At 67.7% G+C, this 15,416-nt stretch carries 15 protein-coding genes; 10 read left to right on the plus strand and 5 right to left on the minus strand.

Annotated features, from left to right (window positions below):
• The coding region (locus tag A5780_RS21025) for an SDR family NAD(P)-dependent oxidoreductase (RefSeq protein WP_197521823.1) at positions 1-841 on the plus strand (841 nt) is incomplete at its 5' end.
• A 50-nt stretch (positions 842-891) separates the two neighbouring features.
• A complete protein-coding gene (locus tag A5780_RS21030) occupies positions 892-1,467 on the plus strand; it encodes a dihydrofolate reductase family protein (RefSeq protein ID WP_064909405.1) in 576 nt (191 codons plus the stop codon).
• An 83-nt stretch (positions 1,468-1,550) separates the two neighbouring features.
• Here A5780_RS21030 and A5780_RS21035 read toward each other — a convergent pair whose 3' ends face one another.
• Both A5780_RS21035 and A5780_RS21040 read right to left on the minus strand, forming a co-directional pair.
• Complete coding sequence (locus tag A5780_RS21035; protein WP_063014080.1) at positions 1,551-2,792, minus strand: fatty acid desaturase; 1,242 nt, start codon at positions 2,790-2,792, stop codon at positions 1,551-1,553.
• 8 nt (positions 2,793-2,800) lie between these two features.
• Entirely contained in the window at positions 2,801-3,913 is a 1,113-nt protein-coding gene (locus A5780_RS21040) for a ferredoxin reductase (RefSeq protein ID WP_063014078.1), read from the minus strand.
• Positions 3,914-4,167: 254 nt separating this feature from the next.
• Between A5780_RS21040 and ilvD the strand changes: the two genes are divergently transcribed.
• Together ilvD and A5780_RS21050 are read left to right on the plus strand one after the other, a co-directional pair.
• The gene (gene ilvD, locus A5780_RS21045; protein ID WP_064905092.1) at positions 4,168-5,859 is read left to right on the plus strand and encodes a dihydroxy-acid dehydratase; all 1,692 of its coding nucleotides are present in this window, start codon (positions 4,168-4,170) and stop codon (positions 5,857-5,859) included.
• A 28-nt stretch (positions 5,860-5,887) separates the two neighbouring features.
• Positions 5,888-6,682: a PIG-L family deacetylase gene (locus A5780_RS21050; RefSeq protein WP_063014074.1), complete on the plus strand. Its 795-nt coding sequence runs from the start codon at positions 5,888-5,890 to the stop codon at positions 6,680-6,682.
• Positions 6,683-6,713: 31 nt separating this feature from the next.
• On the opposite strand, the gene A5780_RS21055 is transcribed toward A5780_RS21050, so the two are convergent.
• On the minus strand, positions 6,714-7,364 hold the full coding sequence (locus A5780_RS21055) for a TetR/AcrR family transcriptional regulator (protein ID WP_063014072.1): 651 nt from the start codon (positions 7,362-7,364) through the stop codon (positions 6,714-6,716).
• A gap of 112 nt (positions 7,365-7,476) precedes the next feature.
• On the opposite strand from A5780_RS21055, the gene A5780_RS21060 reads away from it, so the two are divergent.
• Positions 7,477-8,037: an OsmC family protein gene (locus A5780_RS21060; protein WP_063014070.1), complete on the plus strand. Its 561-nt coding sequence runs from the start codon at positions 7,477-7,479 to the stop codon at positions 8,035-8,037.
• Positions 8,038-8,137: 100 nt separating this feature from the next.
• On the opposite strand, the gene A5780_RS21065 is transcribed toward A5780_RS21060, so the two are convergent.
• On the minus strand, positions 8,138-9,784 hold the full coding sequence (locus tag A5780_RS21065) for an NAD(P)/FAD-dependent oxidoreductase (RefSeq protein ID WP_064909380.1): 1,647 nt from the start codon (positions 9,782-9,784) through the stop codon (positions 8,138-8,140).
• Positions 9,785-10,111: 327 nt separating this feature from the next.
• On the opposite strand from A5780_RS21065, the gene A5780_RS41180 reads away from it, so the two are divergent.
• Entirely contained in the window at positions 10,112-10,267 is a 156-nt protein-coding gene (locus A5780_RS41180; RefSeq protein ID WP_086006941.1) for a DUF6131 family protein, read from the plus strand.
• Positions 10,268-10,338: 71 nt separating this feature from the next.
• On the plus strand, positions 10,339-10,818 hold the full coding sequence (locus tag A5780_RS21070; RefSeq protein ID WP_063014066.1) for a hypothetical protein: 480 nt from the start codon (positions 10,339-10,341) through the stop codon (positions 10,816-10,818).
• 32 nt (positions 10,819-10,850) lie between these two features.
• Here the strand turns inward: A5780_RS21070 and A5780_RS21075 are convergent, their stop codons facing one another.
• Positions 10,851-11,357: a hypothetical protein gene (locus A5780_RS21075; protein ID WP_063014187.1), complete on the minus strand. Its 507-nt coding sequence runs from the start codon at positions 11,355-11,357 to the stop codon at positions 10,851-10,853.
• 171 nt (positions 11,358-11,528) lie between these two features.
• On the opposite strand from A5780_RS21075, the gene A5780_RS21080 reads away from it, so the two are divergent.
• From A5780_RS21080 to A5780_RS21090, 3 genes are all read left to right on the plus strand, one after another.
• Positions 11,529-13,475, plus strand: coding sequence for a glycoside hydrolase family 15 protein (locus A5780_RS21080; protein WP_063910767.1), 1,947 nt, complete (start codon positions 11,529-11,531; stop codon positions 13,473-13,475).
• Positions 13,476-13,569: 94 nt separating this feature from the next.
• Positions 13,570-13,989, plus strand: coding sequence for a DUF4186 domain-containing protein (locus tag A5780_RS21085; protein ID WP_227463013.1), 420 nt, complete (start codon positions 13,570-13,572; stop codon positions 13,987-13,989).
• A 92-nt stretch (positions 13,990-14,081) separates the two neighbouring features.
• The gene (locus A5780_RS21090; RefSeq protein WP_063014182.1) at positions 14,082-15,413 is read left to right on the plus strand and encodes an APC family permease; all 1,332 of its coding nucleotides are present in this window, start codon (positions 14,082-14,084) and stop codon (positions 15,411-15,413) included.
• Positions 15,414-15,416 lie beyond the last annotated feature (3 nt).

Genomic DNA, 15,416 nt, shown 5'->3' on the forward strand with positions numbered 1-15,416 from the left:
TCTCGGCACCCAGTTCTCGCAGCGCGGACTCCGTGCGCGCCACGGCCACGACCGCCGCACCGGCGCGCGCGAACGCCACCGCGATGCCCCGGCCCAGGCCGCGGCTGCCACCGACGACCATCGTGCGGCGGGACGCGTTCATGACGCCACCGCCACTGCCTGCACGGAAGCGGCGTTCGCGCGCGCCGGTGCGGCGGTCGTGGCCGTGGCGCGCACGGAGTCCGCGCTGCGAGAACTGGCCGCCGAGACGTCCGGCATCGATATCGAGGTCGCCGACGCGGCCGATCCGACCGTGCCGGGAACACTGCTCGACCGCCACCGTCCGGACACCGTCATCATCGTGGCGGGTGCCGCCCCGCTCCCGCGGCCGCTGCACCACCACACCTGGGAGACGTTCTCGGCGAACTGGAATACCGACGTGCGCATAGCCTTTCACTGGTTGCGCGAAGCCCTGCTGACTCCGCTGCCGCCCGGCGGTCGCGTGATCGTCGTCAGCAGCGGCGCCGCCGTCAACGGTTCGCCGCTCAGCGGCGGGTACGCCGGCGCCAAGGCGACGCAGCGGTTCATCACCGGCTACGCCCAGGACGAGGCCCGGCGCGCCGGCTCGGACCTCACCTTCACGGCGGTCCTGCCGCAGATCACTCCGGCCACGAGCCTCGGCCTGCCCGCGGTGCACGCCTACGCGGCCCGCGCCGGCCAGAGCGTGCAGGAGTACGTCGATCGGCTGGGTGAGCCACTCACTCCCGAGATCGCCGGGGCGGCTCTGCTCGAACTCGCCTCCGTCGATGAGCCCGCGGCGTCCTATCGGCTCACCGCCGACGGACTGACGGCACTGCCGTGACCGCACCGCAGACGTGCCACACCGCGACCGAACGAAAGGAGAGAACCGGCATGCGCAAGCTCATCGCGGCGATGAAGATCTCGGTGGACGGGAAATACGAAGGGGCGCAGGGGTATGCGGACTGGGTGCACGGCTGGTCCGATGATTACGGCCTGACGCCCCAGATCGACGCCTGTGTGCTCGGCGGCCGGATGTACGACGGATACGAACCGTATTGGACGGCGATCGGCGACGACCCGGGCAAGCCCCTGCCCGAGACCGGCTCGGCGCCGACTCCGGGCGAGCTCGAATGGGCCGAATTCGCCCGTCGCACACCGCATTACGTCGTCTCGGCAACCCGGAGTGCGGCCGCGTGGGCGAATACGCGATTTCTGCGCGGCCTCGACGAGGTCGCGGCACTGAAAACGCAACCGGGACAGGACATCTACCTCATGGGTGGCGCCGCCCTCACCGCCGCCGCGCTCGACGCGGGCCTGGTGGACGAGCTGCGACTGATCGTCTACCCGCTCATCGCGGGCAACGGCCCGGCCCTGTTCGCGAGCGCGAATGTCCGTCATCGGCTCGAACTACGAAAAATCGAGCAACTGCCCGACGGCCGGTCGAGTTACGTCTACGACATCGGCTGACGCACATCGAACGCCGAACCGCTCCCGGGCCTCCACCCGGCGGCGGGCCGGCGTTCGATGTGGGTGGTGTCGGCACCCCGCGGTCAGGACGCCGCTCGCACCGGCGCCTGCTTCAGTTCGCGCAGCGCAGTGCGCAGCCCCCGGCGCTTACCGGTCTCGGGGTCGACGCCGAAATGTGCACGCATCCCGTCGCGGATCGCGAACCGCAACTCCGACGCGGTCTCGGGAGCATCGTCGGAGCTCGCGGTGAGCAGCGCGTTGGGCAGCGCCAGTTTCGCGATCGTCCGGAACGACTGCAGGTATTGGCGGCCGAGCGAACCGGTCGTGTACGGCAGGTCGTACTTGTCGCACAGTTCCCGGACCCGGACGCCGATCTCCTCGTACCGGTTGCTCGGCAGGTCGGGGAAGAGATGGTGCTCGATCTGGTGGCTGAGGTTACCGCTCATGAAGCGCATGAGCGGCCCGGCGCGAAAGTTGGCCGACCCCAGCATCTGTCGCAGATACCAGCGCGGCTGATCCTCCTCCGCGAGTTCCTCGGTGGTGAATTTCTCCGCGCCGTCGGGGAAGTGGCCGCAGAAGATGACCATGTAGGCCCAGTAGTTGCGGATGAGATTGGCGGTGGCGTCGGCGGTCAGCGTCGTCTTCCAGTTGCGTCCCGACAACGCCGGATAGATCAGATAATCCTTGGCCGCCTGTTTGCCGACCTTCGTGCCGATGATGCGCAGATCCCGGAACGCCTGCCGCCAGGTCTTGTCCTTGCGGCGGATCTTCTCCACCTCGAGGTGGTGCAGCGCGACGCCCCATTCGAACAAGGTCCCCAATGTCAGGTTGTACACCGGATTTCCGATGTTCCACCACTCCCAGCGCTGGTCCCGGGTCACCCGCAGAATTCCGTAGCCGACATCGTCGTCCCTGCCGACGACATTCGTGTACTTGTGATGGACGAAATTGTGCGAATGCTTCCACTGCACGCTGGGGCAGGTGGTGTCCCACTCCCACGACGAGGAGTGGATCTCCGGATCGTTCATCCAATCCCATTGCCCGTGCATCACATTGTGGCCGAGCTCCATATTCTCGATGATCTTGGCCAGCCCGAGCATCGCCGTGCCGGCCAGCCATGCGACCTTGCGGTTGCTGAACATCAGTGTCACCCGTCCACCGGCCGCCAGGGCACGCTGCAGGGCGATGGTGCGATGGATGTAGCGAGCGTCCCGTTCGCCGCGGGACTCCTCGATATCGCGGCGGATGGTGTCGAGTTCGGCGCCGAGCGCCTCGATGTCCTCGGGGGTGAGATGGGCGTAGGCGTCGATATCGGTGATGGCCATAAGGGCTCCTACAGATCGAGGGTGCATTCTCCGGACACGCTGCTGATGCATGTCTGGATTCGTTCTCCTTCGCGTCGCTCCGCGCCGGTGCGCAGATCGCGCACATATCCCCCCGCCAGCGGCACGACACACGTTTGGCAGATGCCCATCCGGCATCCGAAGGGCATTCCGATGCCCAGCTCTTCTCCTGCTTCGAGAAGTGTGGTGGCGCCGTCGATCTCCGCCTTCTTCCCGGATGCGGCGAAGTAGACCGTGCCGCCCTCACCGCCGTGGTCGGTGCGGGCGATGGTGAACCGCTCGGTGTGCAGGCGGTGGCGCAGGCCGCCGGACTCGTAGTGCGATTCCATCTCGTCCAGCAGGGCCGGTGGGCCACACGCCCAGCAGTGGCGTTCGCGCCAATCGGGCACCCATTCGTCGAGGCGTGCCGCGTCGAAATTGCCCATCTCCCGGGTGAGTTGGAGAGTCAGGTCGTAGCCGGGGGAGTCGGCGGCACGGCTCTGCATCTCGTCCAGGAAGATGACGTCGTCGCGGGTGGGCGCCGAATGGATGTGGCAGATGTCGGGCGCCTGCTCATGCGCCTCGAGCGCGCGCAGCATCGCGATCACCGGTGTGATCCCGCTGCCCGCGGTGACGAACAGCAGTTTGTCCGGCACCGGCTCCGGGAGATGAAAATCGCCCTTCGGCGCCGCCAGCCGGATGACGGTGCCCGGTGCGACACCGTCGACCAGATGCGTCGAGAGGAACCCGTCGGGATTCGCCTTCACCGTGATCGAGATGTCCTTGTCGTCGGCCCCGCCGATCGAGGTCAGCGAATACGAACGCCAATGCCAGCGGCCGCCGATCTGCAGCCCGATGCCGACGTACTGTCCCGGTGTGTACGTGGTCGGAAACCCCCAGCCGGGACGGATGGTGACGGTGGCCGAATCGGCGGTCTCCTTGACGACGTCGACGACCTTGCCCCGCAGCTCGCGGGCGGTCCAGAGCGGATTGACCAGGCGGAGGTAGTCGTCGGGAAGCAGTGGCGTGGTGGCCCGCGCCACCAGCCCGCGCACGACGTTGACTCGCGGCTTCTTCGCGCTGACGTCGGCGGCAGGCCGTTTACTCCACTTCAGTAGATCCATGGAAGCCCTCACTTCCGTGTACACCCGTACACTCGAAATGCCTGTGCCTACGTGCGGTGGTATACCACCGTCGAGCGCGCGTACACAGGATTCTCGAGGTTCTGATGAATCGGCTGCCCCTGCCCGGGCGTGCCGCGCTGCGATCAGATTCGCTCGCCTGTTGAGTGGACGCCTGTGCGCCGAACGGTCTCGCCCCGCCACGCGCCGAGGCCGGCCAACCGGTCGGGGGTTCGCGCCGGTCGTAGGCTTGCCGCATGGCACACGATCGCGACAGGTCGCACGACATCAAGCCTCGCTCCCGCGACGTCACCGACGGGCTGGAGAAGACCGCCGCCCGCGGCATGCTCCGTGCCGTCGGTATGGGCGACGACGACTGGGCCAAACCGCAGATCGGCGTCGCCTCCAGCTGGAACGAGATCACGCCGTGCAACCTGTCGCTCGATCGCCTGGCGAAGGCGGTCAAGGAGGGTGTGCACGCAGGTGGTGGCTACCCGCTGGAATTCGGCACGATCTCGGTCTCCGACGGCATCTCGATGGGCCACGAGGGCATGCACTTCTCGCTGGTCAGTCGCGAGATCATCGCCGATTCCGTCGAGACCGTCATGATGGCCGAACGTCTCGACGGATCGGTCCTGCTCGCCGGCTGCGACAAGAGCCTGCCGGGCATGCTGATGGCCGCCGCCCGCCTGGATCTGGCGAGTGTGTTCCTCTACGCCGGTTCCACGCTGCCGGGCAATGTCGACGGCCGCGACGTCACGATCATCGATGCCTTCGAGGCGGTCGGCGCCTGTATGAAGGGATTGATCAGCCGCGAGGACGTCGACCGGATCGAGCGGGCGATCTGTCCGGGCGAGGGCGCCTGCGGCGGCATGTACACCGCCAACACCATGGCCTCGGCCGCCGAAGCGCTCGGAATGAGCCTGCCCGGCTCGGCCGCCCCGCCCGCGCCCGACCGTCGCCGCGACGAATACGCCCGCAAGTCCGGTGAGGCCGTGGTCGGATTGCTCCGCAACGGCATCACCGCGCGCGACATCCTGACCCGCGAGGCGTTCGAGAACGCCATCACCGTCGTCATGGCGCTCGGTGGTTCCACCAACGCCGTCCTGCATCTGCTGGCCATCGCCCGTGAGGCCGGAGTCGAGCTGACCCTCGCCGACTTCAACCGGGTCGGTGACAAGGTGCCGCATCTGGGCGATCTCAAGCCGTTCGGTCGCTACGTCATGAACGATGTCGACCGGGTCGGCGGCATCCCGGTCGTGATGAAGGCCCTGCTCGACGCAGGGCTGCTGCACGGCGATGCGCTGACCGTGACCGGCGCGACCATGGCCGAGAATCTGGCGCATATCGAGCTGGGTCTCGACGGTGACGTGATCCGCCCGCTCGACCGGCCCATCCACAAGACGGGCGGGCTGACCATCCTGCACGGCACCCTCGCGCCCGAGGGCGCGGTGGTCAAGAGCGCCGGATTCGATTCCGATGTCTTCCGCGGCACCGCCCGGGTCTTCGATGGCGAGCGCGCCGCGATGGACGCGCTCGAGGACGGCACGATCGGCGCGGGCGACGTGGTCGTCATTCGTTACGAAGGTCCCAAGGGCGGGCCCGGTATGCGCGAGATGCTCGCCATCACCGGCGCGATCAAGGGCGCCGGCCTGGGCAAGGACGTGCTGCTGCTCACCGACGGCCGGTTCTCCGGCGGCACCACCGGTTTGTGCGTCGGTCACATCGCACCCGAGGCCGTGGACGGCGGGCCGATCGCCTTCGTCGCCGACGGCGACCCGATCGTCCTCGACGTCGCCAACCGCATTCTCGATGTCGAGATCGACGAGGCCGAACTCGCCGCGCGCAAGGCCGGCTGGGAACCGCTTGCGCCGAAGTACACCTCGGGAGTGCTGGCCAAGTACCGCAAGCTGGTCAGCTCAGCCGCCCACGGCGCCGTGACCGGCTGAGCCGCGAGCCGTCACGTAGCGTGGCGCCATGGCAACGTTGGTCAGTTTCCACGCCCATCCCGACGACGAGGCGATCACCTGTGGCGGCGTGATGCGCAAGGCGTACGAGCAGGGTCACCGAGTGGTTCTCGTGGTCGCGACACGCGGCGAGCACGGGGAGGTGCCGGAGGGTTTCCTCGACGACGGCGAACAGTTGTGGCAGCGGCGGGTGCGCGAAACCCACGCCGCCGCAGAGATTCTCGGCGTCGCGCGGGTGGAGTTCCTCGGCTACGTCGACTCGGGGATGATGGGGACGTCCACCAACGACGCGGCCGGTTCGTTCTGGACCGCTCCCGTCGAGGACGCCGCACGGCGGCTGGCCGCGATCCTCGCCGAGGAGGACGCCGAGGTGCTCACCGTCTACGACGACAACGGCGGATACGGTCACCCCGACCATATCCAGGTCCACCGCGTCGGCATGCGCGCCGCCGAACTCGCCGGTACCCCACGGGTTTTCCAGAGCACCATGAATCGCGACGAGGTCGTGCGCGGGATGACGGAGATGGCCGAACAGGCCGGGACGCTGGGGATCGAGCCGCCCGATATCCGCGAGGTCGCCGAATTCGGGAAGCCGGAATCGTTGCTGACCACGGCGGTCGACGTATCCGCCTACCTCGACCACAAGCGCGAGGCCATGCGGGCGCACCGCAGCCAGATCGACGAGCAGTCCTTCTTCCTCGCGATGCCGGACCCGGCGTTCGCGCGGGCGTTCGGCACCGAATGGTTCATCCGCAGCGGCGCGCGACCGGGAGCCCTCGAGACGGATCTGTTCGCCGCGGGCTGACCGGTCGCGCCCACCGGCCGGATTGCCTCGGCTACCGGAGTCGGTTTCCGCCGGGGGTGTCGCGCTGGTCCAGTCGTAGCCGTCGGCGGATCACATTGCGGGCCATGGCCAGATACGCCGGGTCGTCGTACAGGACGAATTTGGTGTCGGCGCCCAGCAGGATGGCGTGCAGTTCGAACGCGAGCAGGTCGGGGTCTTCGTCGGCAGGCAATTCCTGTTGCGCCAGTGCGGTAACCGCGCAGGACCGCAGCAGCGCGGTGAAATCCGACTGAATGGCGGTGAGCCGGTCCTTGACCGGACCGGGGCGCGTGCCCATCTCCAGGGATGTCGCGGCGAAGAAACATCCGCCGGGGAACACCTTGCGCTCGACATAGCCGAGGAATGCCTCGCATGCCGCCACGAGCTGGTCCAGGCCCGGGCGGGCCGCGAGCGCCGGCTGGACGACCTCTTCGGTGAGGATCCGTTCCGCCTCGGCCACAGTGGCCAACTGAAGCTCCTCTTTGGAGCGGAAGTGCGCGTAGAGGCCGCTCTTGCTGATTCCGATCGCGGCGGCCAGGTTGCCGATGGACAGTCCCTCCAGTCCGTCGACGGTGGCCAACGACGCGGCAGCCCGCAGGATCGTACTGCGGGTGCGCTCGCCGTCGCTCCGTGCGCGCCGCGGGGTCCTCGCTTCTGTCGTCATATTGACAAGTTAGCACGAACGGTCGTACTGTCAGAGTTAGCACGACCGATCGTGCTAACTAAGTGGATCGACAGGTCCCGCATTCGTTCAGACCGCACAGCAGGAGCCCATCATGAATGTCACCACCACCGTCAACGGCGTCGACGTGAATCAACTCGCAGGAACGATCGACGCCGTCAGCGCCGATCCCTCGCTGGCCCGGTTCCAGTTCCGCGCCGACAACCATTGGATCGATGGCGGCTACAGCCGGACGGCCATCAAAGGCTTCTACGGCACCGGCCGAGAAGACACCACCCGCACCGAGCCGTTCACCCTGGATTCCGACGAGCCGCCCGTCCTGCTCGGTCGCAATCGCGCCCCCAACGCCGGCGAATACCTCCTGCACGCCCTTGCCGCGTGCCTGACGGGCACGATGATCTACCACGCTGCTGCCCGCGGTATCGCGGTGAAGAGTCTGGAATGCGCGGTTCAGGGCGAGCTGGACCTGCAGGGCTTCCTCGGGCTCGACGGCACTGTCCGCCCGGGCTACGAGCAGATCCGCGTGGCTATCACCGCCGAGGGCGACTTCGACGACAACCAGTTCGCCGAGCTCGCCGGCCTCACCCGTTACTCGCCCGTTCGCGACATCGTCAGCAACCCGGTGCCCGTCGACATCGACGTGATCCGAGCTTGAGCCCTGTTTCCGAGTTTTCGCGACGGCCTCGAAATGATCGAAGGCCCGGCCGGCGGCCTCGAGGCAGCCGGCCGGGCCTTCGCAGGCGAAGACATCGCCGCTACCAGAGGTCCGCGGGGGCGTCGATGACGTCGAAGCCCTTGTACTCGGCCGCGGCCACCTCGGCGATGATCTCGCCGTAGACGCCGAAGCCGCCGACGAAGGGCATGAAGACTCGTGGCCTACCCGGGACGTTCGCGCCGAGATACCACGAATTTGCTTGTGGCATCAGAGTTTTCGCGGCTCGTTCGGCGCATTCGGTGACCCAGGCCGAGACCGCGTCGGGCCGTGCCTCCAGCGCGGCGGCGCCGCGGCGGTCCAGGAAGTCGATCGCATCGGCCACCCAGTCCACGTGCAATTCCGAATGCAGCACCATATTGGCCAGCACCGAGGGACTACCGGGCCCGGTGAGGTTGAACAGATTCGGGAAGCCGCTGATGCCCAGGCCGAGATAGGTTTTCGGGCCCTCGCGCCATGCCTCGTTCAGGGTTTCGCCGCCGCGGCCGACGATATTCATCTTCGCGACCGATCCGGTCATCGCGTCGAATCCGGTGGCCAGGACCAGGGTGTCGAGCGTGTAGTGCGCGTCGGTGGTGTGCACGCCCGTGGCGTCGATCCGCTGGATCGGTGTCGTGCGCAGATCCACCAGTTCGACGTTGTCGCGGTTGAAGGTCTGGTAGTAGTCGGTGTCGGTGCAGATCCGTTTGGCGCCGATCGGATGGTCGCGCGGGATCAGCAGGTCGGCGACGCGCGGATCGTCGACCACCGCGCGCACCTTCTCCTCCCAGAACAGGCGCGCCGGCTCGTTCGCCTCGGCGGTCACCATCTGATCCGGGAACGTCTTGCTGAACAGCACACCGCCCAGCTGCCAACGCTTTTCGTAGGCGGCGCGGCGCTCCTCGGCGGAGACCTCGAGGGTGTTCTTCGGATGCGGCTGGTGCGGTGAACCGCCGCCGCTGGTCATCGACAGCCGCCGCCGTTCCGGATAGCCGGCTTTCTGCTCGTGGCGCGTCTTCTCGTCCAACGGCGTATTGCCCGCGGGCACACTGTAATTGGGCGTGCGCTGGAAAACGTACAGCCGTTGCGCTTGCTCGGCGAGATGTGGAATCGCTTGAATGCCCGAGGATCCGGTGCCGATGACGCCCACGCGCTGCCCGGTCAGGTCGACACCATCGGCGGGCCAGCTGGAGGTGTGCAGCAGCCGGCCGGCGAAGGTCGGCAGGCCGTCGATGTCGGGGGTATTGGCGTTCGACAGCGGACCGGTGGCCAGCACGACGAACCGCGCCGTCACCTCGGCGCCGCTGTCGACGCGGACCCGCCAGTGCAGTGTGCTCTCGTCGAGCACGATATCGGTTACCCGCGTGCCGAATTCGATGTCGCGGCGCAGATCGTAGCGGTCGGCGACGTGTTCGAGATAGGACAGGATCTCGGGCTGGGTGGCGTATTTCTCGCTCCAGTTCCATTCCTGCTGCAGGGCTTCGTCGAACGAGTACGAGTAGTCGACGCTCTCGACGTCGCAGCGCGCGCCCGGGTAGCGGTTCCAATACCACACTCCGCCCACGCCGTCGCCCGCCTCGAACGCCCGCACGCGCAGGCCTTGCCCGCGCAGCCGGTGAATCGCGTAGAGCCCTGCGATGCCTGCGCCGACGATCACCACATCGACGCCGGTACGGATATTCCCAGTGGACGATGTCGTCTCGGGGGTCACAGTCGGATACCTTTCGCCGGAGACCTGTTTCTCCGCCTTCGACGCTAGGAACGTGCGCGGTTCTCGAGCAGATGTCGTCCCGCTGACCGGCGCTCACGGCGGTACGGTTCCCGATGACCGGGACCTGCGCTGCGCCGGGCATCCGCATCGGGACCACCGGTCGCCGCGGCCGCAGAACCGGGTTGCGGGCCGGAGCCGAACACCGTTGACAGGGTGCGTTCGCGGTGGTTGAGTAAGTTCTACAGCGTGTAGCCGGTGGGTAGCTTTGCAGACCGTCGAAGTGCCCGGTACAGGCCCGTCGCTCATTCGCCGAATCAGGTGTCGACCATGATCATTCTCGGAATCATTCTCCTCGTCGTCGGTTTTCTGCTGAAGATCCACATCATCTGGATCATCGGAATCGTGGTCCTCGTCATCGGTCTGGTGCTGCTGGCCATGGGGTCGATGGGTCGTGCCGTCGGCGGGCGGCGCCATTACTACTGACGCCATTACTTCCGACGCCGGTACCGGTGCCGGCCGCACGCCGGAACCCCGAGCGAGTTCGAGGAGTCGAGATGAGTACCACCACGATCGTCGTGATCGTTGTTGTCGTGGTTGTGGCGATCCTGGTCATCGCCGCGCTGGCCCGCGTGGCCGTGGCCCAACGTAGGGAACACCGCCGCACGGAAGCCGCGGAGATCCGGGCGAAGGCGACCGAGCGGTCCCACGAGGTCGGCCGCCGCCAAGCGCTCGCCGACGAAACCGCGGCCAAAGCCCGGGCAGCGGCCGCCGAGGCCGATATCAAGGCGGCACAGGCGGCCGGTCTGAAGGAACAGGCGGCCGCCCACCACAACGACGCCGCGACGTCGCGCGACGAACTCACCCAGGAGTTCCACCGTGCCGACAAGGTCGATCCGGACGCGCGAACCCGCGAGCCGGGGAAGGACGCCGAGCCCGGCCGGACTTCCGGATCCGATGCTCGGAGTAACGACGTCCCGAGAAGTGACGTTCCGAGAAACGACGTTCGGCGAAACGACACCGCCGAAGGGCGCTGACCCCTGCCGCCGTCACCGCGGGTATCGGGCCGTCATCGCCCCCACAATGCGCGGTGCGCGCGCGGCCAGAACTCGAATCCGGCGGTAGCCAGCCCGCCGAGGCCGATCACCAGCACCGCCGCATCGACGCTGGTCCGTCCCTCCCGTGCCCAATAGACGTCCTCGAGATCCAGCAGCAGCGCCAGTTCGTCGACGATCAGGGCTGAACCGGCGCCGTAGGAGGTGGCCACCACCGGATGCCGGCGGGCGCGTTCGGTGCCGCGCAACGCCACCAACCCCACCGCAGCGAGCGTCGCGATCCCGATGTTGTAGTGGTGGAAATGCTTGCCGCCCAGACTCATTCCGCCACCACTGGGCCCGTGCCCGGCGCGGATCCAGTGCGTGAGAGCGCGCGTGGTCCCGAAGGTCGCCGTGAACGCCGCCCAGGCCCACACCGCCGACCGCTCCCCGGGCCCCAGTGTCTCCAGCCAGGCTCGCCGCACCTCGCGGCCCCGATGTTGCGCGGTGGCGAGGGCGCTCCTGCCGTCTTCGTCGGTCACCCTCTCATCGTCGTCGGGCGGCAGCGTCTCCACGCCGTATTCGGCAAATTTCCAGACAACCAGGTGGATGCTCGCATCGCCTTCCCTACGCCGGTAGAAACCGGGCACCGGCGGACTTACGATCGAAGCAGTGCCCGAGCGGGCCGATCAGGTGGCGAATGGGAGCACCGCATGAACGACCATCCGGAACACACGCCCCGGGTCACCGCCTTCCCGCGCATCGACGACTACGCGTTCATCTCCGATTCCGAGGTCACAGCCCTCATCGCGCCCAGCGGCGCCATCGAATGGATGTGTCTGCCCCGCATGGATTCTCCGAGCGTCTTCGGTGCGATCCTCGATCGTTCCGCCGGGTCGTTCCGCTTCGCTCCTGACGACATCGCGACCCCGGCCGATCGCCGGTACATCCCCGGGACGATGGTCATGGAGACGAGCTGGCGCAGTGGCGAAGGATGGGCAACCGTGCGCGACGTTCTGCTGGTCGGCCCGTGGCGGCACCAGCAACCCGGCCGCAGCGCGCACCGGCGCGCACCCACCGACTACGACGCCGAACACATCCTGCTGCGCATCGTGCACTGCGAGACGGGGCAGATCCAGTTCGTGCTCGACTGCCAGCCCGCCTACGAATACGGGCGCGCCCGGGCCACATGGGAATACCTCGACAGTTACCACCTGGCCCAGGCCGACGCCGACGGTGTCGATCTGCCGTTGCGGCTCACCACGGATCTGCGCCTCGGAATCGAGGGCTCGCGGGCGGTGGCCCGCACCCTGCTCAAGAGCGGCGACACCCGCTACTGTGCGCTGTCGTGGGGGAGCCGGGCGGCTCCCGAAACCGTCGACGAGGCTCGCGAACGGCTGATCGGAACCGTGCATCACTGGCGGCACTGGCTGGCCGGCGGCCGGTTCCCGGACCACCCCTGGAGCGCCCAGCTCACGCGCAGCGCCCTGACGCTCAAGGGCCTGACCTTCGCCCCGACCGGCGCCATCGTCGCCGCGCCGACCACATCGCTGCCGGAAACACCTGGCGGAGAACGCAATTGGGACTACCGCTACACCTGGATCCGGGACTCGGCCTTCGCGCTGTGGGGTCTGTACACCCTGGGCTTCAACTGGGAGGCCAACGACTACTTCTCCCACATCATCAATCTGGCCGAGAACGCCGAGGACATGCAGATCGTCTACGGCATCGGCGGTGAAACCGATCTGCGGGAACGCACCCTGGACAACCTGCGGGGGTACGAGAACGCCGGCCCCGTGCGGGTCGGCAACGACGCGTATCGGCAACGCCAGCACGATGTCTGGGGTGCGGCGCTGGATTCGGTCTATCTCTACGCCCGCCATCAGGATCAGATCGACGCGCGCACCTGGCCGCTGCTGCGCTGGGCGGTCAAGAGCGCGCTCGCGGTGTGGCGCGAACCCGACCACGGTATCTGGGAGGTCCGCGGGAAGCCGCAGCACTTCACCTCCAGCAAGGTCATGTGCTGGGTCGCCGCGGACCGCGGCGCGCGCCTGGCCCGTATCCATCAGGATTTCGAACGTGCCGCCCGCTGGCAGCGTTCGGCAGACGAGATCCGCACCGACGTCTGCGCCAATGCCGTCGACTCGCGGGGTGTGTTCACCCAGTACTACGGCAGCACGGCACTGGACGCCTCGACCCTGCTCATCCCGCTGGTCCGGTTCCTGCCTCCAGACGACGAACGCGTCCGCAAGACGGTGCTCGCCATCGCCGACGAACTCACCAGCGACGGCCTCGTCCTGCGCTACCGCACCGACGAAACCGACGACGGATTCTCCGGAGCCGAAGGCACTTTCACGATCTGCTCGTTCTGGCTGGTGTCGGCGCTGTCGGAAATCGGCGAGAAGCACCGTGCCAAACAGTTGTGTGAGAAGCTGCTCGGCTATGCCAGCCCGCTGGGCCTCTACGCCGAGGAGATCGATCCCGTGACCGGACGGCACTGGGGCAATTACCCCCAGGCGTTCACGCACCTGGCGTTGATCAATGCCGTCATGCACGTCGTCCGGGACGAGCGGATCGAGTTGCGCACGGCACTCGGGGGAGAGTCCATCGCCCCCCGCCTCGACGACGGCATGCTCACCGGCGGATACATCCACATCTGAGCCTCCCGATGCCGGACCGTGGCCGGATGCGGAGCTGTCGTAGCCGCTCGTCCGGGCGAACGGTCGTGTCGGCCGGTCGTTCTAGGCTGGTGTGGTGCGGCTGGACCACGCAACTCTCGACGCTCGCCTCGCTGCCATCGCGCGGCAGCCGTTCCGGGCGAAGTTCCACCTGCGTGAACCCGAGATGGAGTTCGTCGCGCTGCGTGGCATGACGGTGGTGCGCGAGCACGCGGCCGATCTCATCGGCAAGCGGCTCGCGCCGGCTCATCCCGCGAAGGACGGGAAGCAGACTCCCTGGGGCGGTCATCCGGTCTTTCGCGCTCAGCACGCCACCGGCACCTGCTGTCGCAGCTGTCTGCAGCGAACGCACGGCATCGGCAAGGGCCGCGAACTGACCACGCCCGAGCGTGAATACGTCGTGGACATCATCTGCCGCTGGGTCGAAAAAGAGTGCGCTCGCAGGACGGTACGGGTACCGGGCGACGAGGACTCGGACCGCCGCGGCGACGGATAGGGCTGCGAACGCGGCCGTCCGGCGACCCGCATGTCGGCGCGCGGTCACCGGCATTTTCGGTTCGATGCGCGCCGGGCGGGTACGTGGCCGATATGCCCCGTTCGTTGAAGCGCGCCGTCAGTACGCCTCTGCTGTACTTCTTCATCCTGGGCGACGTGCTCGGGGCCGGCGTGTACGTGCTGATCGGTTCCGTGGCGCAGGCGTCGGGCGGTGCGGTCTGGTTACCGCTGGCCGTCGCCCTCGGACTGGCCACACTCACCGCGGCGTCGTATGCCGAGCTGGCGACGAAGTACCCGCGGGCCGGTGGTTCGGCGCACTACGCGACCCGCGCACTGGGACCCGCCGCCGGTTCGCTGGTCGGCTTCTGCATGCTCGCCGCGGGTGTGGTGTCGGTGGGGGCGCTGGCGCGGGCATTCGCCGGTGACTATCTCCAAGCGCTTGTGTCCGCACCGACCGCGCTGGTCATCGTGGTCTTCCTGGTCGCGCTGGCGTTGCTCAACATTCGGGGGATCAAGGAATCGCTGCGCGCCAATGTGGCGGCGAGCCTGATCGAGCTCAGTGGGCTGGTGCTGATCATCGGGTTGGGTGCGTGGATCCTGGTTCGCGGTGACGCCGATCCCGGCAGGCTCACCGAGATCGGCACCGCGGAACACGGTCCGGTTCCGGCAGTGCTCGCGGGGACGGTGCTGGCCTTCTACTCCTTCGTCGGTTTCGAGACCTCGGTGAATCTGGCGGAGGAGGTGCGCGATCCGCGTCGCTCGTACCCGTTCGCGCTGTTCGGCGCGCTGCTCACCGCCGGAGTGGTGTACGTGCTGGTGGGTGTGGTCGCCAGTGCCGCCGTGCCCACCGGCGAACTGGCACGGTCGAGCGGTCCGCTGCTCGAGGTGGTGCGCCGGGCCGGCGGGGTGCCCGACCGGTTGTTCAGTGTGATCGCCCTGGTCGCCGTCGCCAACGGCGCATTGCTGACCGGCATCATGGCCTCGCGGCTGGCCTACGGCATGGCACGCGACGGACTGCTGCCGGCGGTGCTGACCCGCCTGCTTCCCGGCCGCCGCACTCCGTGGGTCGCGGTGGTGGCGACCTCGGGCGTATCCGTCGCCCTCGCGCTCACCGGCGAGGTCGCCGTGCTGGCCGAAACTCTGGTTCTGCTTCTGCTCGTCGTCTTCGCGGCGGTGAACTGTTCGGTTCTGCTCGAGCGCCGCCATCCCGTCGACACCGACCACTTCCGCGTCCCGACGCTCGTTCCGTGGCTGGCACTGGCCTCCTGCCTCTATCTGTTCACCCGCATCGATGCCGACATCTGGGCGCGCGGGTTGGTCCTGGTCGGCCTGGGCGCAATACTCGCGCTGGTCAACAGCGTGCGCACTCGTCGCGCCCACCCGGAATCGCGCATCGCGCACGCGGCGAAGGCGATGCGTCCGTGAATC

This window comes from Nocardia sp. 852002-20019_SCH5090214 (genome assembly GCF_001665865.1).
Classification (GTDB): domain Bacteria; phylum Actinomycetota; class Actinomycetes; order Mycobacteriales; family Mycobacteriaceae; genus Nocardia; species Nocardia nova.